Source organism: Pseudoalteromonas sp. meg-B1 (assembly GCF_003173795.1).
Taxonomy (GTDB): domain Bacteria; phylum Pseudomonadota; class Gammaproteobacteria; order Enterobacterales; family Alteromonadaceae; genus Pseudoalteromonas; species Pseudoalteromonas undina.
Genome location: NZ_QGQU01000007.1, coordinates 81,735 through 107,570 on the forward strand (window position 1 = coordinate 81,735; position 25,836 = coordinate 107,570).

The 25,836-nt window shown below is 41.0% G+C and carries 28 protein-coding genes and 1 pseudogene; 15 read left to right on the forward strand and 14 right to left on the reverse strand.

All coding sequences use genetic code 11. The features are described 5' to 3' along the window. Positions 1-216 precede the first annotated feature (216 nt). On the forward strand, positions 217-1,782 hold the full coding sequence (norR, locus tag DK924_RS17495; protein WP_171039116.1) for a nitric oxide reductase transcriptional regulator NorR: 1,566 nt from the start codon (positions 217-219) through the stop codon (positions 1,780-1,782). 5 nt (positions 1,783-1,787) lie between these two features. On the opposite strand, the gene DK924_RS17500 is transcribed toward norR, so the two are convergent. Beyond that, positions 1,788-2,684, reverse strand: coding sequence for a LysR family transcriptional regulator (locus tag DK924_RS17500; RefSeq protein WP_010392364.1), 897 nt, complete (start codon positions 2,682-2,684; stop codon positions 1,788-1,790). Positions 2,685-2,801: 117 nt separating this feature from the next. Between DK924_RS17500 and DK924_RS17505 the strand changes: the two genes are divergently transcribed. Next, positions 2,802-3,368, forward strand: coding sequence for an NADPH-dependent FMN reductase (locus DK924_RS17505; protein WP_054202817.1), 567 nt, complete (start codon positions 2,802-2,804; stop codon positions 3,366-3,368). Positions 3,369-3,371: 3 nt separating this feature from the next. Here DK924_RS17505 and DK924_RS17510 read toward each other — a convergent pair whose 3' ends face one another. Then, entirely contained in the window at positions 3,372-3,815 is a 444-nt protein-coding gene (locus DK924_RS17510; protein WP_010392360.1) for a TerB family tellurite resistance protein, read from the reverse strand. Between the two features lie 95 nt (positions 3,816-3,910). On the opposite strand from DK924_RS17510, the gene DK924_RS17515 reads away from it, so the two are divergent. Further along, on the forward strand, positions 3,911-4,291 hold the full coding sequence (locus tag DK924_RS17515) for a hypothetical protein (protein ID WP_010392359.1): 381 nt from the start codon (positions 3,911-3,913) through the stop codon (positions 4,289-4,291). A gap of 67 nt (positions 4,292-4,358) precedes the next feature. Here DK924_RS17515 and DK924_RS17520 read toward each other — a convergent pair whose 3' ends face one another. The 6 genes from DK924_RS17520 to fabR all read right to left on the reverse strand — a co-directional run bounded on the left by DK924_RS17520 (position 4,359) and on the right by fabR (position 10,788). Next, positions 4,359-4,955, reverse strand: coding sequence for a hypothetical protein (locus tag DK924_RS17520; protein ID WP_109875782.1), 597 nt, complete (start codon positions 4,953-4,955; stop codon positions 4,359-4,361). A 136-nt stretch (positions 4,956-5,091) separates the two neighbouring features. Then, a complete protein-coding gene (leuD, locus tag DK924_RS17525) occupies positions 5,092-5,691 on the reverse strand; it encodes a 3-isopropylmalate dehydratase small subunit (protein WP_055012750.1) in 600 nt (199 codons plus the stop codon). Continuing rightward, positions 5,691-7,091: a 3-isopropylmalate dehydratase large subunit gene (gene leuC, locus DK924_RS17530; RefSeq protein WP_109875783.1), complete on the reverse strand. Its 1,401-nt coding sequence runs from the start codon at positions 7,089-7,091 to the stop codon at positions 5,691-5,693. Before leuC ends, leuD begins: the two co-directional genes overlap by 1 nt. 56 nt (positions 7,092-7,147) lie before the next feature. After that, positions 7,148-8,224, reverse strand: a complete 1,077-nt coding sequence (gene leuB / locus DK924_RS17535) for a 3-isopropylmalate dehydrogenase (protein ID WP_054202813.1) — start codon at positions 8,222-8,224, stop codon at positions 7,148-7,150. After that, the gene (gene leuA, locus DK924_RS17540) at positions 8,221-9,774 is read right to left on the reverse strand and encodes a 2-isopropylmalate synthase (protein ID WP_010392352.1); all 1,554 of its coding nucleotides are present in this window, start codon (positions 9,772-9,774) and stop codon (positions 8,221-8,223) included. Before leuA ends, leuB begins: the two co-directional genes overlap by 4 nt. 396 nt (positions 9,775-10,170) lie before the next feature. Next, positions 10,171-10,788 (reverse strand): HTH-type transcriptional repressor FabR, encoded by a 618-nt coding sequence (gene fabR, locus DK924_RS17545; protein ID WP_008114202.1) that lies wholly within the window; start codon positions 10,786-10,788, stop codon positions 10,171-10,173. A gap of 130 nt (positions 10,789-10,918) precedes the next feature. On the opposite strand from fabR, the gene DK924_RS17550 reads away from it, so the two are divergent. Together DK924_RS17550 and sthA are read left to right on the forward strand one after the other, a co-directional pair. Beyond that, entirely contained in the window at positions 10,919-12,052 is a 1,134-nt protein-coding gene (locus DK924_RS17550) for a fatty acid desaturase (RefSeq protein WP_109875784.1), read from the forward strand. 13 nt (positions 12,053-12,065) lie between these two features. Continuing rightward, complete coding sequence (sthA, locus tag DK924_RS17555; protein WP_008114205.1) at positions 12,066-13,496, forward strand: Si-specific NAD(P)(+) transhydrogenase; 1,431 nt, start codon at positions 12,066-12,068, stop codon at positions 13,494-13,496. Positions 13,497-13,565: 69 nt separating this feature from the next. On the opposite strand, the gene hemE is transcribed toward sthA, so the two are convergent. Next, positions 13,566-14,630, reverse strand: coding sequence for a uroporphyrinogen decarboxylase (hemE, locus tag DK924_RS17560; RefSeq protein ID WP_008114207.1), 1,065 nt, complete (start codon positions 14,628-14,630; stop codon positions 13,566-13,568). A gap of 504 nt (positions 14,631-15,134) precedes the next feature. On the opposite strand from hemE, the gene DK924_RS17565 reads away from it, so the two are divergent. Continuing rightward, complete coding sequence (locus DK924_RS17565; RefSeq protein ID WP_010392345.1) at positions 15,135-15,605, forward strand: Rsd/AlgQ family anti-sigma factor; 471 nt, start codon at positions 15,135-15,137, stop codon at positions 15,603-15,605. A gap of 59 nt (positions 15,606-15,664) precedes the next feature. Here the strand turns inward: DK924_RS17565 and fkpA are convergent, their stop codons facing one another. Continuing rightward, complete coding sequence (gene fkpA / locus DK924_RS17570; protein WP_021033142.1) at positions 15,665-16,417, reverse strand: FKBP-type peptidyl-prolyl cis-trans isomerase; 753 nt, start codon at positions 16,415-16,417, stop codon at positions 15,665-15,667. A 195-nt stretch (positions 16,418-16,612) separates the two neighbouring features. Here fkpA and DK924_RS17575 point away from each other — a divergent pair, with 195 nt between their 5' ends. Next, entirely contained in the window at positions 16,613-17,611 is a 999-nt protein-coding gene (locus DK924_RS17575) for a WD40 repeat domain-containing protein (RefSeq protein ID WP_109875785.1), read from the forward strand. Beyond that, positions 17,598-17,813, forward strand: coding sequence for a SlyX family protein (locus tag DK924_RS17580; RefSeq protein ID WP_010392339.1), 216 nt, complete (start codon positions 17,598-17,600; stop codon positions 17,811-17,813). The genes DK924_RS17575 and DK924_RS17580 overlap by 14 nt, the downstream gene beginning before the upstream one ends. Before the next feature lie 17 nt (positions 17,814-17,830). On the opposite strand, the gene DK924_RS17585 is transcribed toward DK924_RS17580, so the two are convergent. After that, positions 17,831-18,034 carry a YheV family putative zinc ribbon protein gene (locus DK924_RS17585; RefSeq protein WP_008114218.1) on the reverse strand — a complete coding sequence of 68 codons (204 nt, stop codon included), beginning with the start codon at positions 18,032-18,034 and terminating at the stop codon, positions 17,831-17,833. 132 nt (positions 18,035-18,166) lie between these two features. Here DK924_RS17585 and DK924_RS17590 point away from each other — a divergent pair, with 132 nt between their 5' ends. Together DK924_RS17590 and DK924_RS17595 are read left to right on the forward strand one after the other, a co-directional pair. Beyond that, positions 18,167-20,086, forward strand: a complete 1,920-nt coding sequence (locus DK924_RS17590) for an ATP-binding cassette domain-containing protein (protein ID WP_109875786.1) — start codon at positions 18,167-18,169, stop codon at positions 20,084-20,086. Next, entirely contained in the window at positions 20,073-20,489 is a 417-nt protein-coding gene (locus DK924_RS17595) for a TIGR02444 family protein (RefSeq protein WP_109875787.1), read from the forward strand. The genes DK924_RS17590 and DK924_RS17595 overlap by 14 nt, the downstream gene beginning before the upstream one ends. A 97-nt stretch (positions 20,490-20,586) precedes the next feature. Here DK924_RS17595 and DK924_RS17600 read toward each other — a convergent pair whose 3' ends face one another. Together DK924_RS17600 and DK924_RS17605 are read right to left on the reverse strand one after the other, a co-directional pair. Further along, positions 20,587-20,808, reverse strand: coding sequence for a helix-turn-helix transcriptional regulator (locus DK924_RS17600; protein WP_010392331.1), 222 nt, complete (start codon positions 20,806-20,808; stop codon positions 20,587-20,589). After that, positions 20,801-21,301, reverse strand: a complete 501-nt coding sequence (locus DK924_RS17605) for a hypothetical protein (protein ID WP_109875788.1) — start codon at positions 21,299-21,301, stop codon at positions 20,801-20,803. Before DK924_RS17605 ends, DK924_RS17600 begins: the two co-directional genes overlap by 8 nt. Positions 21,302-21,631: 330 nt before the next feature. On the opposite strand from DK924_RS17605, the gene DK924_RS18780 reads away from it, so the two are divergent. The 5 genes from DK924_RS18780 (at position 21,632) to DK924_RS17625 (ending at position 25,464) form a co-directional block, all read left to right on the forward strand. After that, the gene (locus DK924_RS18780) at positions 21,632-21,778 is read left to right on the forward strand and encodes a hypothetical protein (protein ID WP_008114223.1); all 147 of its coding nucleotides are present in this window, start codon (positions 21,632-21,634) and stop codon (positions 21,776-21,778) included. 111 nt (positions 21,779-21,889) lie between these two features. Beyond that, entirely contained in the window at positions 21,890-22,876 is a 987-nt protein-coding gene (locus DK924_RS17610) for a hydrolase (protein WP_109875789.1), read from the forward strand. A gap of 2 nt (positions 22,877-22,878) precedes the next feature. Then, on the forward strand, positions 22,879-23,124 hold the full coding sequence (locus tag DK924_RS17615; protein ID WP_008465630.1) for a YheU family protein: 246 nt from the start codon (positions 22,879-22,881) through the stop codon (positions 23,122-23,124). A 60-nt stretch (positions 23,125-23,184) separates the two neighbouring features. Further along, positions 23,185-24,375, forward strand: a complete 1,191-nt coding sequence (locus DK924_RS17620; RefSeq protein WP_054202807.1) for a dipeptidase — start codon at positions 23,185-23,187, stop codon at positions 24,373-24,375. 177 nt (positions 24,376-24,552) lie between these two features. Beyond that, positions 24,553-25,464 (forward strand): hypothetical protein, encoded by a 912-nt coding sequence (locus DK924_RS17625; protein WP_109875790.1) that lies wholly within the window; start codon positions 24,553-24,555, stop codon positions 25,462-25,464. A gap of 261 nt (positions 25,465-25,725) precedes the next feature. Here DK924_RS17625 and DK924_RS17630 read toward each other — a convergent pair. Further along, positions 25,726-25,836: pseudogene (locus tag DK924_RS17630) on the reverse strand (elongation factor Tu); the annotation flags it as partial.

Sequence of the window (25,836 nt, forward strand, 5' to 3'; positions counted from 1 at the left end):
ATACAGAGAATTAGACTTCACTGAATAATTAACCTGTCCTAAAAAAATACTGCTCATAACAACTCCAATAACTGCTTTCGTTATTTTGTTATTACACAGACCATGCCAATTAAATAAAACTCTTAAATTCAACGCGTTATTTAATTTCACTTTACAAAAAGAGTCTTTATGACCTACTATAAAAACCAATTAAATACACTAACAGGTCATTTTGACATGAATCAGCAATTCAACCTGACTCAAGTTGCCTTGGAGCTTGCACAAAGCACCTTACATGCCCACAGTTTTGAGCAGCTCTTAGCCACGGTTGAACGTGTTATTCCAAGTGATGCTAGCGCCTTGTTAATTCGCCAAGGCGAGCAATTAAAGCCTTTAGCGATTAAAGGTTTAATGCCTGATAGCTTAGGCAGGCGCTTTAACATTGCAGAGCATCCTCGCCTAGATGCTATTTGTAATCACCGCTTGGCACTGCAATTTGCACATGACTGCCCGCTCCCAGACCCATATGACGGCTTACTACTAGCTAAAACGGGTGATATTCCAGTGCATGCCTGCTTAGGGTTACCGCTTTATGATAAAGATTCGCTGCTTGGTATTTTGACCTTTGATAGCCTAAACGCTGATGCGTTTGACGGCATTACCGCTGATACGCTTAATACCTTACAAACCTTGTGCAGTGCGCACTTTAAAACAGCCCTAGAGCTTGCCCATTACAAACAACATGCCCAGCACTCAAGTGAATTAGTACAAGCGTTAAACCGTGAGGCGCTCAAGCGTGATGGTGGTGAAATTATTGGCCAAAGCCCAGTAATACAAACCCTTAAAAACGAAATAAAGCTGGTTGCAGCCTCTAATTTTAGTGTATTAATTTTAGGTGATACTGGGGTCGGCAAAGAGTTGGTGGCGCGTAATATTCACTTGCATTCAGCACGCAAAGATCAGCCATTGATCCATTTAAATTGTGCATCACTGCCTGAAAACCTCGCCGAAAGTGAATTTTTTGGCCATGCAAAAGGCGCCTTTACAGGGGCACAAAATGCTCGCCAAGGTAAGTTTCAGTTAGCCGATGGCGGTACCTTATTTTTGGATGAAATAGGCGAGCTACCACTGGCAATGCAAAGTAAATTATTACGGGTACTGCAAAGTGGCGAAGTACAAACCGTTGGTGAAGATGAACTTAAATATGTTGATGTTAGAGTGATTGCAGCCACTAACCGTGATTTGAAACACGAAGTAGAACAGGGGCGATTTCGCGCCGACTTATATCATCGCCTAAGTGTGTACCCGTTAAGCGTGGCGCCGTTAAAAGCCCGTGATGAAGATGTTATTTTATTAGCCGGTTATTTTTTGGAAAAAACAGCTCGTAAGCTTGCGATTAAACAGCTAAAACTCAGCATTGAAACGCAATTAATGCTAAAAAAATATGACTGGCCTGGCAATGTAAGAGAGCTGGAACATGTTATTAATCGCGCCGCATTAAAAGCTAAACAGCATCAATGGCAGCAACCAATTATTACTATTGAGCCAGAGCATTGCGAGCTAAATTTAAGCGCTGTTAACACCTTAGCTCTTGAACACTCAAACCAGCTTGCAACCACACCTTTAACAAACAACATTTCGTTAAAACAAGCCACCGATACTTACACTCAGCAGCTTATTATACAGCAACTTAAACAACATAATTATAACTGGGCAAGCACAGCGCGTAGTTTACAGGTCGACCGCGCTAACTTAACACGGCTAGCCAAGCGCTTGGGTATTTCTATAAAAAAATCGTTGTAGCTTTTTTAACTTAATTTACGCTGCTTAAAATAGGTTTTTAATAACTGACTAAACGCTTGCACTTTCGCAGTACGATGCACTAAATGATGCGTCACTAACCATAAGTCAGTAGGCCAACTAAGTTCGTTAGGTAATACAGGCACTAAATCAGAGTATTGCGCTGCAACATCATGTTGTAATCCGCCAATCCCTAGCCCCTTAACGATGGCGCGAGTAGCCTCTGAGGTTTCTGATACTCTAAGTTTAACTTGCGACGAGGGAATATTTTCATCAACCCACGAAAAATATGGCACTTTGCCATTATACCCAGCCACACCCGATACAAAATTATGCACCGATAGTTGTGCTAACGTTTGTGGCAAGCCATAACGACTAATGTAATGTTTTGAGGCATAAAATCCTGACGAGAGTGCCGCCAAGTGCTGCGCAATATAATCACCTTCATCCGGTCTAGGGCCTGCTCTTACAGCGATATGTGCTTGGCCATGGTCTAAGCGCAAACGCTTTTGATCCATAATCACTTGTAATTGCACTTGCGGATGCAAGGTTTGAAACTGCTCGCATACCTCACTTAATACATCTATAAAACCACTCACAGTGGTGAGTAACAAACTACCTTGTAAGGTACTATCTGCTGCAATTATGTCACTGTGTAAACGCTCTAGCTCACCGTTAATTGCTTGTGCTGTGGTAAATAACTTAGCGCCAATCTCTGTGACTTTGTAGCCACGAGCATGGCGGTGGAATAATCGCGCATTTAAGCTTTTTTCTAAGTTATTAATTCGTCTGAGCACCGTGCTATGATGCACATCTAGCGCTTCGGCTGCTGCAGTTAAAGTACCTAACCGCGCCACCTCAAAAGCAACCTTAAGATCTTGCCAATCATCAAATTGAATTGCCATGGTAACCACTCTTTAAACTGTGCATATATGCACACAAGTTTTGCGTTTATTTGGCTTTTCTGCAAGTGATTATTTGTTAAAGTCATACCTATAGATAATCAGCATCAGGATCAACTCATGACTACACCAAAAATTATTGCCCTTGCAGGTAGCTTACGTAAAGACAGCTTCCATCAAAAACTTATTAATGAAGCTGCACGTTTTGCACTAGAAAGTGGCGCTGAAGTGGAAGTGATTAAACTTGCAGACTTAGCCATACCAATGTTTGATGAAGATTTAGAAGCACAAGGCACACCAGCCGGCGTACAACAATTAAAGGACAAACTGCGCACAGCCGATGGTATTTTACTGGCCAGCCCAGAATATAATGGTTCTATTACCGCGGTGTTAAAAAATGCCATTGATTGGGCATCTCGCACCGAACAAGGCGCAGAGCCTGCATTTGCAAATAAAGTAACCGCGTTATATGCAGCATCACCGGGTGGACTTGGCGGCTTACGTGGCTTAAATCACGTGCGTGATATTTTATCTGGCATTGGCAGTTTAGTATTAGCCAATCAATTAGCTGTACCGGCTATTCATACTTTGTTAGACGAAAACGGCCGTATTAACGACCCTGCTACCGCTGAAAAAGTAGCTGGCCTTGCGCAGCAGTTGGTTAGCGTAGCAAGTAAACTAAAATAAACATTACAACTTTGTTGCTGCAAGCTTTGCAGCAATAAAGTCTTCATGGGTAACGTACAATAGGTTTGCAACACGACGAATAACGTATTCTTCTTGTGGATCAAGTTCACCATCTGAGTATGCTAATCGCCAGAGTAGTTCAACTATTTCAATGCGCTGCTGTGCACTACATTGATTATTAATTTGCTTTGAAAATTGAAAATAATCAATGGCGTCATCTAAGCTCGAACTTGCTTGTTCGGTTAACTCATCTACTGCTTCATCAGTTAAATCAAAATACTTTTTTAATGTCAGACTTAGCGTTTGTTGCTCATCTGCCTGTAAATCATTATCCGCTCGCATTACCTCAATTAATAACGCGGCAACCGCTGTTTTTAAATCATGTTGTTCAATATCATAATCTTGCTGATCAATACTCGAAAAAAGCTGTTTAATTTGCTTGAACATCACATTTCCCCTTTTTGGGTGTTAGACTTATATCATAACGGGTGTAATAGATATGCTGATCACACTACCCAAAATCAAGATGGAGTTAAAGGTTTATGAGCAGAAAAGCAAATCATTATATATATGGAAGTATTAGCTGGGTATTTTTAACAGCGTGTTCGAATGTGTCGGCAGAACAAACTGAAATGCAGCGACTCTATGACTTTGATGAAAAGGTGCATTACAAGCAAACGCAAATAGACACTAACAATTACCACTTAGAAATACAGTCTGATGACTACCCACATTTTAGAAACCAAAGTGTGTTTTTATTGCGCCACGCAAACCGTTTATGTCGCGATAACCCTTTCATGTTAAAGGTAACTGAAGGCGTGCAAGAGTATGAGCGCTTTCCAACTAAACCACGCGCTTATCAGCCACCACTGAGTGTATTTGTGCAGTGTGAAATGCCTGCAGAAAAAACCTCAAAGAAATAACACCTCGTTATGCTTCCATAAAACCACTGAGCGTTAAAACAGCCAGTGGTTTTAATATAAAAAAAGATTAGTTAACACCATATCCCCATGGTGCAGCCGGTGGTGTGATAGGCTTAGTTAAATCAAAGTCAACGCGGAATTCGCGACCTTGGCGAATGAGTCGGTAAGTGAACTTTTCAGGGTAAATATACATTTGCCATGTATTGCCAACCGATTGTGGTATGCCTTGGCTAACAAATAACTCTTTTGAATACTGATCAGCAGGGAATGACTGCATGTTAGCAAACCCCGCATCAAGCGTATGGCCACCATACATAGTTGATACATCATCAGTACCATCTTTATGGCGGTGATCGTGCTTTAGGCTCAACCCACTGCCTGTTTTTGTGATGATCCACGTACGTGAGGCATCATCACCCACATGAAACGGCACTTGTAGCTCACGTTCATTACACTTACGCACATGCATAACTAATTTTTTATCGGCAAATGAACTCGGCCCTGTGGCATTATCAACCGTTACTTTACCTTCAAAAGCTTTACCACAATGGGCAGCAATATTATCAAAAAAGCCATCATGGGTTGGAATTGATACTAAAGGCGCTGGGCGTGCTATTGCAGCGGTTGATGCAAGCATTAGTGCTGCAGCTGTTAATAATTTCATAATGTATCCCTAAACATGTAAAAAATTAGCTTAGCGTTTAAACAAACACAAAGACAGTAATCACGATGAACAGCATCTGACAGCAATAAAAAACGCGGCTTATGCCGCGTTTCATTATTTAATAACTTTTAAGCCACTATTGCCAAGGACGCTCAGCGGCAAGTTTTGCTTCAAACGCATCAATTTGCGGGTTTAAGGTCTCGGTTACACCAATAAAGTCTAAGCCACTTAATAAACGCTCTTTCACGTCTTTGCGAATATCAAAGCTGATTGGCGCAAATTTATTGCTGCGCAATTGCTGGTTTTCTAAATCCACATCAATGTGAATATCGTCATGCTGCTCACTTAACACAAATAAGTCTTCTAATATTTGCGCTGGCAATGCAATAGCAAGCATTTGGTTATTACCACAGTTATTAAAGAAAATATCAGCAAAGCTTTCAGCCAAAATCACTTCAAAACCATATTGTTTAAGCGCCCATGGTGCGTGCTCTCGTGATGAGCCACAGCCAAAATTATCGCGGGTTAGTAGTATTTGCGCGCCTTGATAGCAAGGACGGTTCAAAATAAAATCAGGGTTTGCCTCACCATTATCTAAATAACGCCAATCGTAAAACAAGGCCGCATCAAAGCCGTCACGGCTAGTTGAAGTTAAAAACTGCTTAGGAATAATTTGGTCGGTATCGACGTTGTTTTTATCAAGTGGGGCCATTAAGCCACTAAAATAGATGCTCATTAGGCTTCTCCTCTAATATCAACAAAGTGGCCATGTATTGCTGCCGCTGCCGCCATTGCTGGGCTCACTAAGTGTGTACGCCCGCCTCGCCCTTGGCGTCCTTCAAAATTACGGTTAGATGTAGATGCACAGCGTTTACCTGCGCCTAAACGGTCGTCATTCATTGCTAAACACATAGAACAACCCGGCTCACGCCATTCAAACCCTGCAGCTTTAAATATGTCGGCAAGGCCTTCATCTTCTGCTTGCTGTTTAACCAAACCTGATCCCGGAACAATTAATGCCTCAACGCCAGCAACCACTTGTTTGCCTTCAACAATTTTTGCAGCGGCGCGTAAATCTTCAATGCGGCTGTTGGTACATGAGCCAATAAATACTGTATCTACTTTGGCAGTTGATAACTTATCGCCCGCTTTTAAACCCATGTATTTAAGTGCACTACGAATGGCATCAGCTTTAATTAAATCAGTTTCTTTGTCTGGATCTGGAATACATTCGTCAACGCCAATCACTTGCTCTGGGTTAGTCCCCCAGGTGATTTGTGGTTGAATATTAGCAGCATCTAGCTCTACCTCTAAGTCAAAGGTTGCGCCATCATCAGTTTTTAAGGTTTCCCAGTAGGCAACAGCGGCGTCAAAATCAGCGCCTTTTGGTGCAAATGGACGCCCTTTTAAGTACTCGTAAGTGATTTTATCTGGGGCAATTAAACCTGCCTTGGCACCCATTTCAATACTCATGTTACACAACGTCATGCGCGCTTCCATCGAAAGCGCCTCTATGCCTTCGCCACAAAATTCAGCCACATAACCCGTACCACCAGCAGTGCCTAGTTTACCTATAACCGCCATAATTAAATCTTTAGCAGTTACTGTTGGGCGTAACACACCGTTAATTTGAATTTTTAACGACTTAGCCTTTTTTTGCTGTAGCGTTTGCGTAGCTAATACGTGCTCAACTTCTGAGGTTCCAATACCATGGGCAAGCGCTCCAAACGCGCCGTGGGTTGAGGTATGGCTATCGCCGCATACTATGGTGGTGCCTGGCAAAGTGATCCCTTGCTCTGGGCCAATCACATGTACTATACCTTGATTTACTGAATTTAGGTCGTACAGCAAAATACCAAATTCTTTACAGTTTGCATCCAGTGCCATTAGTTGATTTTTAGAGACTTCGCTGGCTGCATCTAATGAACGGCTTTTAGTTGAAACATTATGATCCATGGTCGCAATGGTTTTTTCTGGACAGCGCACTTTACGATTTTTTTCACGTAAACCTGCAAATGCTTGTGGCGACGTCACTTCGTGTACTAAATGACGGTCAATATAAAGTAAATCGGTTTGCTCGTTGATGCTGGCAACCGTGTGTGCTTGCCAAATTTTATTGTATAAAGTTTGAGCCACTTGCTAACTCCCTGATCTGATTGAGCCACAGCCTAACGGTGCTGTGGCTTTAATAGTTAAATGCGTGAAACAATAGCCGCTGCAACATCGGTGGTGGTGTAGCCGCCCTGCGGATAAATATCAGGCGTCCCCACACCCGCTTCAACCGCCTCTGCAACTGCTTTTTCAATGGTGCGAGCCGCTTCATCTTGTCCTAATGAATAACGTAACATTAATGCGGCACTTAAAATTTGTGCAATAGGGTTAGCGACCCCTTTTCCGGCGATATCGGGCGCTGAGCCACCCGCGGGTTCATACAAGCCAAAGCCTGATTGATTTAAGCTAGCCGAAGGTAATAGCCCCATAGAGCCGGTGATCATCGCGCATTCGTCCGATAGAATGTCGCCAAATAAGTTATCGCACAGTAATACATCAAACTGGCTAGGCTGTTTAACTAGCTGCATCGCTGCATTATCTACATAAATATAATCTAAGCTCACCTCAGGAAACTCTTTACTCACTTCAGTGACTACTTCACGCCACAGTACGCTTGATGCTAAAACATTGGCTTTATCAACCGAGGTTACATGATTGCTGCGCAATTTAGCGGCCTCAAAAGCAAAACGTGCAATACGCTCAATTTCTTTACGCGAGTATGTTTGGGTGTCAAATGCCGCTTCTTCAGCACCTTCGCCACTGCGACCTTTTTCACCAAAATAAATACCGCCGGTTAGCTCACGCACACACAAAATATCAAAGCCTTTTTCACTAATATCAGCACGAAGTGGTGATGCTGCGCTTAATGCGGGTAACAATTGAGCAGGACGTAAGTTACAAAACAAACCAAAGTGCTTTCGTAGTGGTAACAATGACGCGCGCTCTGGTTGATCATTCGGTGGTAAATGCTCCCACTTAGGGCCACCCACGGAGCCAAATAAAATAGCATCGGCGTTTTCACAGGCTTTTAAAGTTGTATCAGGAAGTGCTTTGCCAAATTCATCAATGGCTGCGCCGCCAATCGCGTGATGCTCACGGTTCAGAGTAAAACCAAATTTATCACTGACTGCGTCAAGTACTTGCTCTGCAGCTGCCATAACTTCTGGGCCAATACCGTCGCCTGCTAATACGGCAACGCTGTAATGTGTTTTACTCATCCTGCTTTCCTTTGTTGTTTTAAATCAGACACTTTTTGTGCTCGATAAATTAAGTTATAAACCCGAACCATAGCCCGTACTGAGGCTTCGACCACATCGGCCGCAATACCAGCACCGTGATAGGGACGACCATCATATTTAGCAATAATATTCACTTGCCCTAATGAGCTGGCGCCTTGGCCGGTGGCCTCTAAATTGTATTCAATCATTTCAACACTCATACCTGTTAAGCGCTCAATAGCAGCAAACGAAGCTTCAACTGGACCATTACCTGTTGCGGCTTCTTGTTTTGCTTCGCCATCAATCAGCAAGCCTATGGTTGAGCTGGCCACCGATTGTGAATTAGACGCAGAGTTAACAAACTCTAACTGGTACTTTTCGTCTTTGTCGTTAATTTGATTAAAGTAAATCATGGCCTCTAAGTCGTAGTCGTATACTGTGCCTTTTTGATCAGCCAGCGCAACGAAACTTTGGTATAAGCTATCCATGTCGTAATCTGATTTTTGATAGCCTAATTCTTCTAAGCGGTGTTCTATAACATGACGGCCTGAACGTGAGGTCATATTTAATTGATTACTTGGTACGCCAACACTTTCTGGTGACATAATTTCATAAGTGTTTTGCGCTTTTAATACACCGTCTTGATGAATACCTGAGCTATGAGCAAACGCATTTTCGCCAACAATCGCTTTATTTGGCTGTACCGGCATATTACAAATTTTGGCCACTTGACGAGAGGCGCGATAAATTTCTTCGCTTTTTATGTCGGTATATACGTTTAAGTGGTCTTTACGCATTTTCATGATCATTGCCACTTCTTCAAGTGAACAGTTCCCCGCACGCTCACCTATACCATTAATGGTGCATTCAATTTGGCGTGCACCGGCTTGCACTGCGGCCACGGAGTTGGCAACGGCTAAACCTAAATCGTTGTGGCAATGCACACTTAAACGCGCTTTATCTATATTTGGCACGTTATTCATTAAATGACGGATCATTGCTGCGTATTCATCTGGAGTTACAAAACCGACTGTATCTGGCAAATTAATTGTTGATGCACCGGCGTTAATTGCTTGCTCAACAATTTTGCATAAATCCCAATGCGGTGTACGCCCAGCATCTTCACACGAAAACTCAACATCATCGGTATAGTTACGCGCTAATTTAATAGATTTAACAGCCATTGCAGTGGCATCATCAAGACTCATACGCAACTTGTGTTCAAGATGAAGCGGGCTGGTGGCAATAAAAGTATGAATACGGCTTTGCTGTGCAGCGCGCAGCGCATCGCCACAGGCCTCGATATCTTTGGCAACCGAGCGAGCTAAGCCACAAATAATAGGGCCTTTAACCTCGGTGGCAATACGTTGCACTGAGCGAAAGTCAGCTGGGCTCGACACCGGAAACCCCACTTCCATTACATCCACATTTAAGCGGCTAATGGTATGCGCCAGTTGAACTTTATCGTCTTCTGTTAGGCTTGCTTTTAGTGCCTGCTCACCATCACGTAAGGTGGTATCAAAAATCCATACTTTATCTTGCTGTTGCATAACTGCCCCTCAATTCCTGTATTACCCAAATTTCGATTTATCCCTGCAGCGAGATAAAAAAAACCCCGCGGTTGCGGGGTTTTTAATGTTTAACTCAATGCAAACACACTAATCCCCGCTCACTTGCCACAGCAGTAAGAGGTTTAGGTTTAGTGTAATTAAGCGAATAGTTTGCATCTGTTTTCTTGTGTGTGTGTCCAATGAGGCTTATTTTTATCATTGCAACGCAGTTGGCGCAAGCATAAAAATACCAAACAAATAATTAAAGGGGACTTTCTGGGGATTTAAAATTCAAACAAAATTGGATAGCAGAATAAAATATCCAACTTAAACCTAGAGCAGGTTTAAATTAATAAGCGCTGTAAAATACAGCGCTTATTTTAACTTTTTTAATATTTATTCTTTATTTTCAGCACGTACGTAATTTGACGCGCCGCGCGTAATATAACGTAACTGCCATATAACTCGCTCAATCAGTTCATCGCGTTGCTGACCTTCAATATCGAGCGCTTCAGCGCCTGCATTAAATACCAAAGTAACCATGGCTTCTGCCTGAATATACGCATGAATAGCATCGCAGGGGGTTTCACTTTCTAAATAATGTGCGAGTTCTAAAATAAAGTGTTTTACTTCACGTGCCACTGCTGCTCTAAATGCTTTTGAGGTACCTGAGCGTTCACGCAACAAAAGTCTAAACTGATTGCTTGAGTTATCAATAAACTCCATAAAAGTAACCACAGAGGTGTTGATTACACTGCCACCACTGGCTATTCGTCTGCGTGCTTGGCGCATCAGCTGGCGCAGGGTTAAACCCGCTTCATCAACCATGGTTAAGCCCAACTCGTTCATATCTTTAAAGTGACGATAAAAAGAGGTAGGCGCAATACCAGCTTCGCGTGCTACTTCACGCAAGCTTAAATTAGAAAAGCTATGATCAGCACTAAGTTGATTAAATGCAGCTTCAATTAATGCTTGTCGTGTTTTTTGTTTCTGTTGTGCTCTAACACCCGACATCAACAGCTCCCTGAGTGAATTTGTAATAAATTTTTAATTAAAAAAATAGCTAATAGTACAGTCTAATACTTGACGGCAGCAGATTGAAATATTATTTTAGCGTACAGTTGTACGCTGAGAAATGAGAAACATGAAAAAACCACCGATTATATGGACCAACGTCCTTTTCTTTAGCCTGACGTTTTTGGCTGCTATTACACTTGTACCTTGGTATGGGTTTAACTATGGCTTTACAGGCACGCAGTGGGTTGCTTTTGTAGCTTGCATGTTTTTTGCGGGATTATCGATCACCGCGGGCTACCATCGTTTATGGGCGCACAAAACTTACAACGCTCACCCTGTGGTTGAATTTATTTTTGCCCTTGGTGGTGCCTTTGCGCTACAAAACAGTGCGCTGCATTGGAGTAGCGATCATCGAATTCACCATGGTCAAGTTGATGACCCAGTTAAAGACCCTTATGCCGCCACTAATGGCTTTTGGTACAGTCACATTGGCTGGATGCTTCGCGACTACCAAGGCGACAGCTACGATGATTACAGCAACTGTCGTGATTTACAGCGAAATAAAATTGTTATGTGGCAGCACAAGCATTACTTAAAATTGGTAATTGCCATGAATGTTGGTTTACCGCTAATACTCGGCTTAATGCTTGGTGATGTATGGGGCATGTTACTGTTAGCTGGCTTATTGCGTTTAGTGCTGAGTCAGCACTTTACCTTTTTTATTAACTCAGTAGCACACATTTGGGGTTCACGTCCTTACACTGAAAAAAATACCGCGAGAGACAATGGCTTTTTAGCACTATTTACCTACGGTGAGGGTTATCATAACTTCCATCATATTTTTGCCAGCGATTACCGTAATGGCATTAAATGGTTTCATTACGACCCAACAAAATGGATGATCCGCTCACTCGCTGCCATTGGTTTAGCGAGTAAATTAAAGCGTACACCGGTTGAGCGCATTGAAAAAGCTAAAGCAGAAACCTTAATGAGCAAAACACAAGGTCGCCTTGCAAAATTGCCTTTAGCGCAAGATAAGCTTACATTATTACAACAAGAGTACGATTTGTTGCTTAAAAAGCTGCAAAATTATTGCTCATTACAAAAACAAGTGTTGGAAGCTAAAAAAAATAATATGGCAAAGCAGTGTGAAAAGTCGGCATTAATGGCACAATATCACGAGCTTGAAGCCGCCTGGGAAACACAAAAACAGGCATGGCTAGCACTTAATGCGAGGTTATTAAAAGCCTCTTTTAGTTAAAATAGGAGTGGCTGTGGCCAAACAACCAGAAAAGAAAAAAGTACCCGTGAGCTACCAATATGATGCAATCATTATTGGCACGGGTCCTGGCGGTGAAGGGACCGCTATGAACCTCTCTAAAAGTAACAAAAAAGTAGCGGTTATTGAACGCCAAACTGCTGTTGGTGGTGGTTGTGTTCACTGGGGAACCATTCCTTCAAAGGCACTTCGCCATTCGGTTAGTCGCTATATCGAATACAAAGCAAACCCTTTGTTTAACGTAGGTGAGCGCCCAGTAAGACTTACTTTTCCAGATATTTTACGCCATGCCAGCTCGGTAATTTCAAAGCAATCAAACTTACGCAGCAGCTTTTACGATCGTAACCGCATTCATATGTTTCAAGGCGATGCTAGCTTTGTTGATAAGCACACTATTGAAATTAGACGTAATGACGGTTCAACTGAACGCCTAACTGCACAAACTATTGTTATTGCTACCGGCTCACGCCCTTATCGCCCACCAGGTGTTGATTTTACCCATTCGCGTATTTATGAAAGTGACACAATTTTAGGCCTTGAACACGACCCGCATCGCGTACTTATATACGGCGCGGGTGTAATTGGCTGTGAATACGCATCTATCTTTAAAGGGCTAGGTGCAAAGGTTGATTTAGTAAATACTCGCGATCGCCTACTTGCGTTTATGGATGCTGAAATATCTGATGCGCTTAGCTATCACTTTTGGAATAGTGGCATTGTTATTCGTCATAACGAAGAATTTGATCGCATTGAAACCCGCGATGACTGTGTTGTTATGCATTTAAAATCAGGTAAACGTGTAAAGGCTGACTGCATTTTATTTGCCAATGGCCGTACTGGTAATACCGATACACTGAATTTAGAAGCGATTGGCTTAAAAGCAGATAGCCGCGGACAAGTAAAAGTAAACGAAACCTACCAAACAGAAATAGACAATGTATACGCAGTAGGCGATGTTATTGGCTACCCAAGCCTTGCTAGTGCAGCCTTTGACCAAGGCCGGATTGCCGCAGATGCCATCGCTTGTGGTAACTGCGATGAAAAGCTGATTATTGATATTCCAGCCGGTATTTATACTATTCCTGAAATGAGTTCTGTTGGTAAAACAGAGCAGCAATTAACTGCCGCAAAAGTACCGTATGAAGTGGGGCGTGCGCAATTTAAACACTTAGCCCGTGCGCAAATTGCAGGTACCGATGTGGGTAGTTTAAAAATATTGTTCCATACAGAAACCAAAGAAGTACTTGGCGTGCATTGCTTTGGTGAGCGTGCTTCTGAGATTGTTCACATTGGCCAAGCTATAATGGAACAAAAAAATGGTGGCAATACCATCGACTACTTTGTAAATACTACGTTTAACTACCCAACAATGGCAGAAGCTTATCGAGTTGCGGCATTAAATGGTTTAAACCGCTTGTTTAAGTAAAAACTTAAGTAAAATAGTTTGCACAAAAAAGCCCGCTAATTAGCGGGCTTTTTATTGCTAGTTCACAACTTACTTATGATATTGTGCACTTAGCTCATGCACAGCGTTAATAAATACACCCGCATTTTCTGGATCAACATCAGGTGTAATACCATGACCTAAGTTAAATACATGACCATTGCCAGTGCCAAAGTCTTCTAAAATAGTGCCGACTTCTTGGCGAATACGATCTGGCGTGCCGTGTAGCATTGAAGGATCCATATTGCCTTGTAGTGCCACTTTATCGCCAACACGACGTTTGGCATCACCAATATTAATAGTCCAATCTAGGCCTACTGCATCACAACCTGTTGCTGCAATTGCCTCAATCCATTGGCCACCATTTTTAGTGAATAAAGTAACCGGTACTTTACGGCCATCATTTTCGCGAATTAAACCATCAACGATTTTATGCATATACTGCAGTGAAAACTCATTGTAGTCACGCGGGCTCAATACACCGCCCCACGAATCAAATATCATCAGCGATTGTGCACCCGCTTTAACTTGCGCGTTTAAGTAATCAATCACTGAATCAGCTAGCTTATCAAGCAATAAATGCAGTGTTTGTGGCTCAGCAAACGCCATTTTTTTGATTTTACCAAAAACCTTACTGCTTCCGCCTTCAACCATATAAGTTGCAAGTGTCCAAGGTGAACCCGAGAAACCAATTAATGGCACTTCACCTTTAAGCTCACGACGAATAGTGCTTACAGCATTCATTACGTAGCCAAGCTCATCGGTAGGATCAAGTTTTGGAATTTTTTTAACATCGGCTAATGATGAGATTGGGCGTTCAAACTTAGGGCCTTCACCTGTTTCAAAGTACAAACCTAATCCCATTGCATCGGGAATAGTTAAAATATCACTAAATAAAATAGCGGCATCTAACGGGTAACGGCGCAGAGGCTGTAAAGTTACTTCACAGGCTAACTCAGCATTTCTACACAGGCTCATAAAATCGCCCGCTTGTGCACGTGTAGCACGGTATTCAGGTAAATAACGTCCAGCTTGACGCATCATCCATACTGGCGTGACATCAACAGGTTGCTTGGCAAGGGCACGTAAATAACGGTCGTTTTTTAATTCGCTCATAGCGTATAGAGTCCTAGGGCTTTTAGAAATTGTGCAAGATTGTACCACCATATTTGCGCCCCCTCTATCGCTAAGCGATTAAATCGCCTTAGAGTAGCGCTAGATCAAGTAATTTTTAGTTTTCATTTTATTTTGTATATAAAACAGCCAAACAAACGTTAATAATAAAAACTTTTCATTAAACTATTTGCAACATTTAAAAAAGCTTGGTATTGTTACTCCCGCGTTAACAAAACAATAACAAAAATTGTTAATACAAAAATAATAAAAATCTCTAATAAAAATAAGAATGCTTGTTTAAACAAGTCTAATAAAGAAATTAAACCACCGTAACAGGTGGTTTTTTCTTGCCTGAAATAAATTACTTACAACTTATACCTTAAACAAAACCCTCTGTGGTACTACATCTATTTTACTTGTTGATATACACGCCAATTAAATATATCTTGGATGATAGAAACTTTATTACCAATTAAAAATCCAACCCAGCTTAGGAGAAGAATTATGCTGAAGCGTGTAGAAAAAGCTCAACAAAAGTGGGGGGGTAGCCATACGGTCATCGACAATTGGTTAAACGAACGCCAAGAGCTGATTGTGCTTTATTGTAAAATTGCAGGCTTTTCACCTTACGAGAAAAAAGATCAATCTCTGCCTGAACCATCACAAATTCAAGCATTTTGCCAAATCTTAATGGATTACCTATCGGCCGGCCACTTTGAAGTGTACGACGATATTGCTAAAGCTTGCGAAAAGAAAGGCTTAGAAAGCCAACAACTAGCAAATACTATATACCCACGTATTTCAGATACCACTGACATTGCTCTAGATTTCAATGACAAATACGCTGAAGTAGACGCAGAAGATTTGTTAGTAGGATTTGATAATGACCTATCGGTTATTGGTGAAGCACTCGAAGCGCGCTTTGCACTCGAAGATGAGTTAATTGATAACTTATATTCTAACCACACTGACTAATTAGTTATTCAGTGCAATAAAAAAGGGACCTAAGGTCCCTTTTTTGTTTTATATAAAACTTATTCTGCAGCGGCAGCTTCTGCATCATTTTGAATTTCTAATAATTCAACTTCAAAAATAAGTGTTGAATTAGCAGGAATTTTACCTAAATCACGATCACCGTAAGCAAGATCTGAAGGAATGGTAAATTTGTACTTAGAACCAACAGTCATAAGTTGTAAACCTTCAGTCCAACCAGGAATAACACGGTTTAGTGGAAAAGTTGTTGGCTCGTTGCGTGAGTAAGAGCTATCAAATTCAGTACCGTCTAAAAGAGTACCTTTATAATGCACTTTAACTACGTCAGTCGCTACTGGCTTAGCGCCTTCGCCTTCGCTCATTACTTCGTACTGTAAACCAGACTCAGTAACCATTACGCCTTCTTTTTTAGCATTCTCAGTTAGGTATTTTTCACCCTCAACTTTGCTTTTTTCAGACTCTACTTTTGCTTTTTCTTCTTGTTTAGTACGCACTGACTCATCTAATGCTGTTAATACTTCACGAATTTTCTCTTCGTCAATTTTAGCATTACCAGCAAGTGCATCTTCAAATCCACGCATTAATAATGCTTGATCTAATTCGATACCAATCTCTTTTTTATCTGCTAGGTCTTTATTTAAAAAGTTACCTACAGATGCACCAATACCGTATGCTTGTTGTTGCGCTACAGTATCTAGCTTAACGTCTGCTTGCTCTTTTTTTGCTTCTTGATTACAAGCTGTAAGCGCTAAAACTGACGCTGCAATCAATGACAATTTAATCGTCTTTCTCATTTTAAATCTCCGACACACTTTGCAGTTGTCATTTATTGTAATATTACTAGTTAAAGATTAACGGCCTACATGGTAGGCTGCTTGTTTAATAGCTAAACTAAAAACATATCCAGTGATTAGACAAACAACCTAGGCGTTTTTCGCAACCTAGTCTAACCTCTCAGTCACGAAGAGTTAAGAGGAAATACCTGTAATATGTCGTTATTTCGTACTTTTTTAGTTGCTACCTGCTGTTTATTAACAATTGCATGTAGTGATGAAAAACAACAAGCAGTGGCTAGTTTTGAGCACACAGCACAAGGTGCTTTCTCATCCGCACTATCGCATGATGGTCAATACAGCTTAGTGTCTTCTATCAATCATGGGGTCGCCCTTTGGGATAATCAACAGCAAGCGCTTAAATACCAATGGTTTCAACAGCAGACTGAAGATAGCTTAGTTTATGCCGTAGCCATTGCTTTTGATAATAGCGTGGCAGTTACCGCCGAAAAAACCACCTTTGCCGTTTGGGATATTGCCTCAGGCAAAAATAAAGGCTTTTACAAAATACAAAAAGCCAGCATCCGCGATATTGCCATTAGTAACCAAGGCAACAGTGTTGTTTACGGGCGCAGCGATGGCGTTGTGGTATTTATAAACCTTAACACTGGCAGACGCATTGAATTTTTAGGCCACCAAGATAAAGTAAACACCGTAGACCTATCACCTAATGGGCGCTATGCATTGAGCGGCTCAAACGATTATGTGGCCTACTTATGGGATACCCAAAGTGGACAAGTTATCCATCGCTTTAATCACCCAACCCGAGTAACCCAAGTCGCTTTAGATCCTCAAGGACGTTATGCTTTTACCGCCGACAGTATGGCACAAGCAAATGTATGGAAGCTGACTACAGGTGACCTTGTTAGTAAACTAAAGTATATTGCGCGTCAGAAAATTTTTACTGCGGTGCGCTTTAACGACCAAGGCACTTTATTAGCAACCGGTTCACCCAACAAACGAGTGGATTTATGGCAGCTAAACAGTGGTGAAAAAATTCAAACATGGCAAGTGACCCCACGAGAAGGCAGTAAGCCAAAATCGGCAGTGGTACTTGATGTGACATTTACAGATAACGGTAAATCATTGTTAACTGAAAGCTCAAGCGGAATCGCTGAGCGCTTTATTATACGAGAACCAAATGAACACAATTGAACATCGGTTAATGGAGCTTGAGGCTAAAGTGGCTTTTCAAGACGAAACGATTGAAATTTTAAATGATGAAATAAAAGTTCACCAGCAACAGATGGCAAAAATAAAGCGCCAAACCGAGTTGCTGGCTGAAAAACTTAAAGAGTCGCAGTCATCACAGCCTATGATGTCGAATATGCCAGAGCCACCGCCGCCGCATTATTAAGCAGCGCTAACAAGGCACTAGTCGCCTGGATTAAACACGCCAATGATCTGTTCAAATTGGCGTGTTGATGCCTGCACAGCCTGCTCTGGTTGAGCCATTTTATGGCCACACTGCATACATTCAACTTTTTCTACGTCGTGCTCTTTGTAAAGCATTAACATATCCATAGTTTTACACTCAGGACACGTTGCTCCAGCAATAAATCGTTTTTTATGTTTCACTTCGCTTTTCCTACCATTTTGACTGACGTTATTTTATCGCAATATTTGCCTACTTGATACGATTGATATGGCTAATAAGATCCGTGTTATAATGGCGGCAATTCAATCAAGGCACAGTAAAGTAACGTATTTATGATCCAAATCTCAGAAATAGAACTGCTTCGCGGTGGCAAAGCTTTATTAAAAAATGCATCGGCTACACTATTCCCAGAGCACAAAGTAGGCCTTGTTGGTGCCAATGGCTGTGGTAAGTCAACGCTATTTAGTTTATTAAAGTCTGAGCTTTCGTTAGATGGCGGTAATTACAGTATTCCTAAAGATTGGTCACTGGCCTCGGTAAAGCAAGAAACCCCCGCCCTTGAAATAAGCGCCATAGATTACGTACTGCAAGGCCACCCTGAATATTATGCGCTACGAATTGCGCTGCGTGAAGCCGAGCAAAATAACGATGGCGACACTCAAGCTAAAGTGCATATTCAGCTTGAAAACATTAAAGGCTATAGCATTGAAGCCAAAGCAGGTGAGCTGTTACATGGTTTAGGCTTTGCTAATAATCAAATAGAAAACCCGGTTAGTGCATTTTCGGGTGGTTGGCGCATGCGCTTAAACTTAGCCCAAGCGCTTATTCGCGATGCCGACTTACTATTACTGGATGAGCCAACAAACCACCTAGATTTAGATGCCGTGTATTGGCTCGAGCGTTTTTTACGTGCCTACACCGGCACGCTAGTACTTATTTCTCATGATCGTGAGTTTTTAGATGCTGTGGTTGATCAAATTTGGCATATAGATAAACAACTTATTAATGTGTACAAAGGTAACTACTCGCAGTTTGAACGCCAAAAAGCTGAGCGCCTATTGCAGCAACAAGCCATGTTTGAAAAACAACAAGAACAAATAGCGCATCTTGAGCAGTTCATTACCCGCTTTAAAGCCAAAGCTAGTAAAGCCAAACAGGCACAAAGCCGTGTTAAAGCGCTAGAGCGAATGGAAAAACTTGCCCCAGCACACGTTGACTCGCCATTTGATTTTGAATTTGCCGAGCCAACCGCTCTGCCTAACCCGTTAATGACACTCGACAAAGCCAAAGCCGGTTATGGCGATGTCACCATTTTAAACAGTATTAAGCTGAACTTAGTACCAGGCAGCCGTATTGCACTACTTGGCAGAAATGGCGCAGGTAAATCAACACTGATTAAATTACTATCAGGTGACTTACAACCTCAAGCAGGTGAAGTGTTTCAGCATCAAGGCTTAAACATTGGCTACTTTGCGCAGCATCAACTGGAGTCTCTAGATTTAAAAGCCAGTGCCGTCACTCACCTGCAACGCTTAAACCCTAAAGCCAGCGAACAATCATTGCGTGACTTTTTAGGCGGTTTTGCCTTTGTAGGCGATAAAGCACTCGACCCTGTAGCACCGTTTTCAGGCGGTGAAAAAGCCCGTTTAGTACTGGCTATGTTGGTTTATCAAAAACCAAATTTACTACTACTCGATGAGCCAACCAACCACCTTGATTTAGAAATGCGCCACGCTTTAGTTATGGCATTACAAGGCTTTGAAGGCGCTATGGTCACGGTATCGCATGACCGTCATATGCTTAAAAATACCGCCGATGAATTTTATTTAGTTGATAATGGCGAGGTCACCCAATTTGGCTACGACCTAGATGCATATTATCAGTGGCTGCTTAATGCTAATAAAGAAGCCGCTAAAAACGACACCGACGAAGAGCCAAAAGCCCATTCACAAGTTAACCGTAAAGAGCAAAAGCGCTTAGAAGCCGAGTTTAGAAAAGCGATTCAGCCGCTGAAAAAGCAAATTGAAAAACTTGAAAAGCAATTAGATAAATTTGCTGCAGAACTAGCTGACGTTGAAGAGGCGCTAGGCGATAACACTCTCTATAACGACGAAAATAAAGGCAAGCTTAAAGAGTTAATTACTAAACAAGCCACACTTACGCCTAAGCTTAACGATGTTGAAGAAGAGCTACTTATGGCCCTTGAAGAAATGGAACAAAAAGAGCAGGCATTCGCCGATGAACTTGCTTAACAGCAATCATTTTTGGCAGTTTGCATGTAACCTTTATAGCAAAGGTGACATGCAAACGCGCCTGTTAGATTATCAAAACCAGCTAGGTAAAAACGTCAACCTATGCTTGTTGCTGTATTACTTAGATTCTCTCAATCTAGCTATTAACCAAACACAGCTAAGCAAGCTTGAACAATCAATTAGTGAGTTTGATAAGCAGGCATTGAAGCCACTACGAGCCACACGTGCCTATTTAAAAGCCAATCAAGCCGAGGTTACAGATTACGCCGCAATTCGAAAAGCACTTCTCGGTGCCGAGCTAAAATTAGAAAAGCAGCAACAGATAATATTGATTGATGAAGTTAATAGTATGAATTTAACACCTTGTGCAACGCCCAATAACAGCGATAAATATTTGGCATAATTTTTCACTATTAATTTCATCAGATCATAAAGCCATTTATATTATGAATATTAGCTCTTATATACATGGTTACTTTGGTTTACTTTTATACACCAAGCTATATATCTTTAGTTTTGTATTGAAATACCTCTTCTAAAGGTAAGTTAAAAACTAAAGAAATTTTAAAAGCCACCTCTAAAGTGGGTGAATATTTATTTGCCTCAATTGCCATTACCGTTTGCCGCGTTACGCCAATAGCATCTGCTAACTGCTTTTGCGTCATTTCATCGCGTAAAAAGCGTAATGTTCGAATAGAGTTAGTTATTGCATACTCACTCATAGATATTACCCGTTCTGCCTTTATAAAGCTGCGCTATGTAATTGACTATTTCGGCAATCAAAAAAGCGCCTACCATGATATGCATTGGTAAATATGGAATATTATATTCGATAGCTGGGCCCCAGTTATTAGCTTCAATTTGATATTGAAAAATAGCAACACAAATTCCCGCCTGTAAGATTATGGCCTTGTATTTATAACCCACTAAATTTATTTGCTTTTCTCTCACATCAGGTGGCTGATTTAATTCATTATCACTGATAAATGTAAGTAATAAATAGCTCAATACTATAAGTATGACAGAATAAATTAACACCTGTAGCAATAAGCCAGATAACCAAGAAACAGAACTAAGCTGCTGCGTACTCGCATTCATTAGGCTGTTTACATAAAAGTAAGATATGTACACGCTTACTAGTAAATCGATACTCAGCGTCAGTTCTCTAAAACTTATGCTTTGTAAAAGTTCTTTAAAGTGCTCTGAACGAGTCATATAAAGCTAACTCCAAGTAAAATATTTTTGACTTTTAAACTATAAGTTCACTTTTTAGCCATGTCAAATATATTTAATACTAGGTTTGCTTTATTTAACCTAAAACAAAGCAACGGTTATTCAAAGCTGAACTTTGCTGACCATCTTTATTATAAAAGTGATTAAAAAATCGCAGATAATTTACTAAAAAGTGCAAAATCGACTTAACTTTATTGATCAAAATCAACATCTGCATTGCCCATTTTATAATCTGTAAAATAGCTTGATCTGGATCATATCAAGTACCACTGAGCCAGCCTATGATTACCCCATAGACATCAGGAGGCAATTATGGACGTATTCTTTAGAGATTTTTTTAGCGACCCAGTACTATTTTTATCATTTGGATTTTTAGGCGTCGTTATTAGTTTATGCCTCTTCTTTGTGTATTTTTTCATGAAAAAAGTACACGATGCAGATATTAAAGAACAGCATTAAGCACGACGCACAAAGCGCCTTATTAGTTTACTGATTAGGCGCTTTTTATTTTTAAATATAAAAAATTTGCTACACTAGCGCTTCGTTAATTGCAAAGTGCGTAGTACAGACATGATCCCTAAGTTCAAACCCGCATGGTGGATGACCAACCGACACGTTCAAACCATAATACCGCGTTTTTTCCGCCCTTTTCATCATACTCGCTACGAACTTGCGCAACTTGATACGCCCGACGGTGACTTTATTGAGCTTGCTTGGTCACTCCCGCATAACGAAAAAGCACCACTCGCAGTGGTACTTCATGGACTTGAAGGCAATATCAACAGTTTTTATGCCAAAGGCATGATGAAGGCATTAAAAAAGCAAGGCTTTGCTGTCGTATTGATGCACTTTAGAAACTGCTCAACCGAAGTAAACCGCTTACCAAGAGCCTACCATAGTGGCGACACCGCCGATTTAGCTTTTTTTATAAATCATTTAAAACAACAGTTTCCAAATCGCCCTATTGTAGCGGTGGGTTTTTCATTGGGTGGTAATGTACTGGCTAAGTATTTAGGCGAAGAAAACATTCACTGCCCGCTTAACGCAGCTGCCGTGATATCTGCGCCCTATGATTTATCATCATCTAGTGATGTTATTCGTAAAAGCTTAGGTAAAATTTATCAAAAATATTTGCTCGATCGAATGAAAAAGTCGATGCAACGTAAATTACCGCAAATTAAACAGCAGATACCGATCACCACTGATCAATTAATGGAAATTGACGATTTACTAGAGTTCGATAACCAGCTTACAGCACCGTTGCATGGCTTTGAGAATGCATACGATTACTACAAAAAAGCCAGTGCGATGCCGTATTTAAAAGATATTGCGACACCTACACTAATTATTCATGCCAAAGACGACCCTATGCTGTCGATTAAAGCGGTTCCAAGTAGTCAGGATGTAAGTGAGCATGTTACGCTACGTATCTCTGAAAAAGGCGGCCATGTTGGCTTTATTAGCGGTAACAATCCACTTAAGCCCGTGTATTGGCTAGAGCAAGTAGTGCCTGACTATTTTAAGCAATGTGTATTTAATAACACCGATAAAGAGTGACTATGATTATTCCTTTTGAACAACTTGATAAAGACACACTGTACAACCTAATTGAAAGCTATGTACTGCGTGAAGGCACAGATTATGGCGAACAAGAATTCAGTATACAAAGCAAAGTGGCGCAAGTGAATCAGCAATTAAAAAGCGGTGAAGCCATGGTGTTTTTCTCTGAACTGCACGAGTCGGTCACCATAATCTCTAAAAGTGAATTCAAAGCACTGCAAAGTGAAGCGCAATTCGACGAGTAAACTTGTCAGACACGGCGTAAAAATAGACAATGGTTTTTTTAACTCAAAGAGCCATTATAAATGATAAAACTAAGCTCACTAGTTGCTGCAATGTCGATTGCATTAACCGGCGCAGTCAGCGCTGAAATAACCCCTTCAGATAAAGCAATCAAGCTTGCTCACGATACCATTTTAATCGACACCCACATCGATGTACCTTACCGTATTCATGATAAATGGGCGGATGTAACTAAAGCCACTGAGGGCGGCGATTTTGATTACCCTCGTGCAGTAAAAGGCGGTTTAAACGCGCCATTTATGTCGATTTATATTCCTGCTCATTTAGAGTTTGAAGGCAAAGGAAAAAGCTTTCAATTAGCGAATCAATTGATTGATGGTATGGAAGCGATTGCGTTTCGTGCTCCAGATAAGTTTGCCATTGCCAGCTCAACAAGCGATATAGAAGCACAATTTGCGCAAGGTAAAATGTCGATTGCCATGGGTATGGAAAACGGATCGCCTATCGAGGGCGAAATGAAAAACCTACAACACTTTTTTGATCGTGGCGTGCGTTATATCACCCTAGCTCACTCGCAAAGCAATCATATTTCTGACTCATCATACGATATTCGTCGCAAGTGGAAAGGCTTAAGCCCATTCGGTAAAGAGCTAGTAAAAGAGATGAATAACATCGGCATGCTGATTGATGTATCGCATATTTCGGACGATGCATTTTATCAAGTAATGGAATTGTCTAACACACCCGTTATTGCGTCACACTCTTCACTACGTAAATACACGCCGGGTTTTGAGCGTAATATGAATGACGACATGCTGTTAGCCCTTAAAAAGAACGGTGGTGTGATTCAAATTAACTTTGGTTCAAGTTTTGTTACTTCAAAAGCCGGAAGTTGGTACGATCAATTCAAAAGTAAAAAACAAACAATTACTGAAGAAGGCAAAAAAGTAGCTAAAGATTTTGATGCGATGTACCGCGCTAAAAATCCATTTCCATTTGCTAGCCTTGAGCAAGTTCTTGATCATATTGATCACGTTGTGAAGCTAATTGGTATCGAACATGTTGGTATTGGCTCTGATTATGACGGTGTAGGTGACTCACTGCCTATCGGCTTAAAGGATGTATCTAGCTACCCTAACCTAGTTCAAGGTTTGATGGATAGAGGTTACAGTGATACCGATATTAAAAAGATTTTAAGCGGCAATACACTAAGAGTGTGGAAGCAAGCTGAGCAATACGCAAAATCGCATTAAGCTTTACGCGCTAGGCTTAGGTCTAGCGCTTATAGCCAATTTAAACACCGTATTTCGCCACTCACGCCCCCCCCCCTTCTTAATTAACCAGTATATTTCATCCTCATTTAACACATTTTTTAACAGACTTATATTTCGAAAACAGATAAATTACCCATTTTAGAGGCAGATTATTTTATGACTATAAACAAAGGAACTATTGCGATTACTATAGCAACACTTGCCTTGGTAATTTCATGCTACGGAACATTTTTTAAAGATCAGCCCAGTTCGCTTAATAAACCCAAGCAGCAACAGCTAAGCCCCACAGTTTCTATTAGTACTCCTGCAGAATATCAGCAATCAAATGAAGCCTTAATTGACGAACTAAGCAAGAAAGTAAGTTCGCTACAACGCAAAGTAGCAAACTTAACACTGCACGCTAATGGCTCTTATCAAGAACAAGATACCGACGAATTTAAGGAACTTGTTCTTGACGTACTAGAGGAAAAACAGCAGCAAGAAGATGAAAAACGACGTGAGCAAAATCCTCTTTATAGCTTTTATGCAGACTTACCAGAAGACTATGATTTAAGGATCAAATCAGAACCTGATTATGCAAAACAAATAAACTCTCAATTAAGAGAGCAAACCTTAGATCCAAGCATCTCTGATTTAAATAGGTTAGCTGCACTGAGCCAACTGCAAATGAATATGTATATTCTAAATAAATCTACTATGCCTGAGTATGACTATGAAGTAGTAGGTAACATTTTAAATTTAGCGAACAACAGTAGTGATGAAAAATTTAAAATTCAAGCTATTGAGTTATCAACTCAAACACCGGTACTTGATTACCGCCTTGCAGAGCAATTTACAAACTTGTTAGAGCAAGACTCAAATGATTATATCCGTCGCTTAGCTGCACAAGGGTTGATGGCGCAATACTACCAAGCTCAAAATAAACAAGATGGTTATACGAAGCAAATGGCGCAGCATCTACTATCAGTTTATAACAACAGCTCTGGCAATGCAGTCAGGGCAACGCTTGACGAAATGATGGGTAACCAAGATATGCTTGATGAATTACGTAAGAATGCTGGTTACTAACTGATTAAGTTCATGCTCCCACTCTGTTACAGCGATAACATTAATACTTAAACTTTACTTCAGACATTAAAAACTCGAGACTAAGCTCGGGTTTTTTTAATGCTTAATGCATTACAACAGTTGATGACTCAACGATAATTGCTACAAAGCATCGATGCCTAAGGTAAGAGAGCCACCTTCACATTACATAAATTACAAGCATTAAAAAACCCGAGGCTAAGCTCGGGTTTTTTTTAATGCTTAATGCATTACAACAGTTGATTACTCAACGATAGTTGCAACAACACCAGCACCAACAGTACGGCCACCTTCACGGATAGCGAAACGAAGACCTTCGTCCATCGCGATTGGCGCGATTAGAGTTACTGTCAT

Coding starts and splice junctions, on each gene's coding strand:
- norR (WP_171039116.1), top strand. CDS start 217: ATGAATCAGCAATTCAACCTGACTCAAGTTGCCTTGGAGCTTGCACAA.
- DK924_RS17500 (WP_010392364.1), bottom strand. CDS start 2,684: ATGGCAATTCAATTTGATGATTGGCAAGATCTTAAGGTTGCTTTTGAG.
- DK924_RS17505 (WP_054202817.1), top strand. CDS start 2,802: ATGACTACACCAAAAATTATTGCCCTTGCAGGTAGCTTACGTAAAGAC.
- DK924_RS17510 (WP_010392360.1), bottom strand. CDS start 3,815: ATGTTCAAGCAAATTAAACAGCTTTTTTCGAGTATTGATCAGCAAGAT.
- DK924_RS17515 (WP_010392359.1), top strand. CDS start 3,911: ATGAGCAGAAAAGCAAATCATTATATATATGGAAGTATTAGCTGGGTA.
- DK924_RS17520 (WP_109875782.1), bottom strand. CDS start 4,955: ATGAAATTATTAACAGCTGCAGCACTAATGCTTGCATCAACCGCTGCA.
- leuD (WP_055012750.1), bottom strand. CDS start 5,691: ATGAGCATCTATTTTAGTGGCTTAATGGCCCCACTTGATAAAAACAAC.
- leuB (WP_054202813.1), bottom strand. CDS start 8,224: ATGAGTAAAACACATTACAGCGTTGCCGTATTAGCAGGCGACGGTATT.
- leuA (WP_010392352.1), bottom strand. CDS start 9,774: ATGCAACAGCAAGATAAAGTATGGATTTTTGATACCACCTTACGTGAT.
- fabR (WP_008114202.1), bottom strand. CDS start 10,788: ATGTCGGGTGTTAGAGCACAACAGAAACAAAAAACACGACAAGCATTA.
- DK924_RS17550 (WP_109875784.1), top strand. CDS start 10,919: ATGAAAAAACCACCGATTATATGGACCAACGTCCTTTTCTTTAGCCTG.
- hemE (WP_008114207.1), bottom strand. CDS start 14,630: ATGAGCGAATTAAAAAACGACCGTTATTTACGTGCCCTTGCCAAGCAA.
- DK924_RS17565 (WP_010392345.1), top strand. CDS start 15,135: ATGCTGAAGCGTGTAGAAAAAGCTCAACAAAAGTGGGGGGGTAGCCAT.
- fkpA (WP_021033142.1), bottom strand. CDS start 16,417: ATGAGAAAGACGATTAAATTGTCATTGATTGCAGCGTCAGTTTTAGCG.
- DK924_RS17575 (WP_109875785.1), top strand. CDS start 16,613: ATGTCGTTATTTCGTACTTTTTTAGTTGCTACCTGCTGTTTATTAACA.
- DK924_RS17580 (WP_010392339.1), top strand. CDS start 17,598: ATGAACACAATTGAACATCGGTTAATGGAGCTTGAGGCTAAAGTGGCT.
- DK924_RS17590 (WP_109875786.1), top strand. CDS start 18,167: ATGATCCAAATCTCAGAAATAGAACTGCTTCGCGGTGGCAAAGCTTTA.
- DK924_RS17595 (WP_109875787.1), top strand. CDS start 20,073: ATGAACTTGCTTAACAGCAATCATTTTTGGCAGTTTGCATGTAACCTT.
- DK924_RS17600 (WP_010392331.1), bottom strand. CDS start 20,808: ATGAGTGAGTATGCAATAACTAACTCTATTCGAACATTACGCTTTTTA.
- DK924_RS17605 (WP_109875788.1), bottom strand. CDS start 21,301: ATGACTCGTTCAGAGCACTTTAAAGAACTTTTACAAAGCATAAGTTTT.
- DK924_RS18780 (WP_008114223.1), top strand. CDS start 21,632: ATGGACGTATTCTTTAGAGATTTTTTTAGCGACCCAGTACTATTTTTA.
- DK924_RS17610 (WP_109875789.1), top strand. CDS start 21,890: ATGATCCCTAAGTTCAAACCCGCATGGTGGATGACCAACCGACACGTT.
- DK924_RS17615 (WP_008465630.1), top strand. CDS start 22,879: ATGATTATTCCTTTTGAACAACTTGATAAAGACACACTGTACAACCTA.
- DK924_RS17620 (WP_054202807.1), top strand. CDS start 23,185: ATGATAAAACTAAGCTCACTAGTTGCTGCAATGTCGATTGCATTAACC.
- DK924_RS17625 (WP_109875790.1), top strand. CDS start 24,553: ATGACTATAAACAAAGGAACTATTGCGATTACTATAGCAACACTTGCC.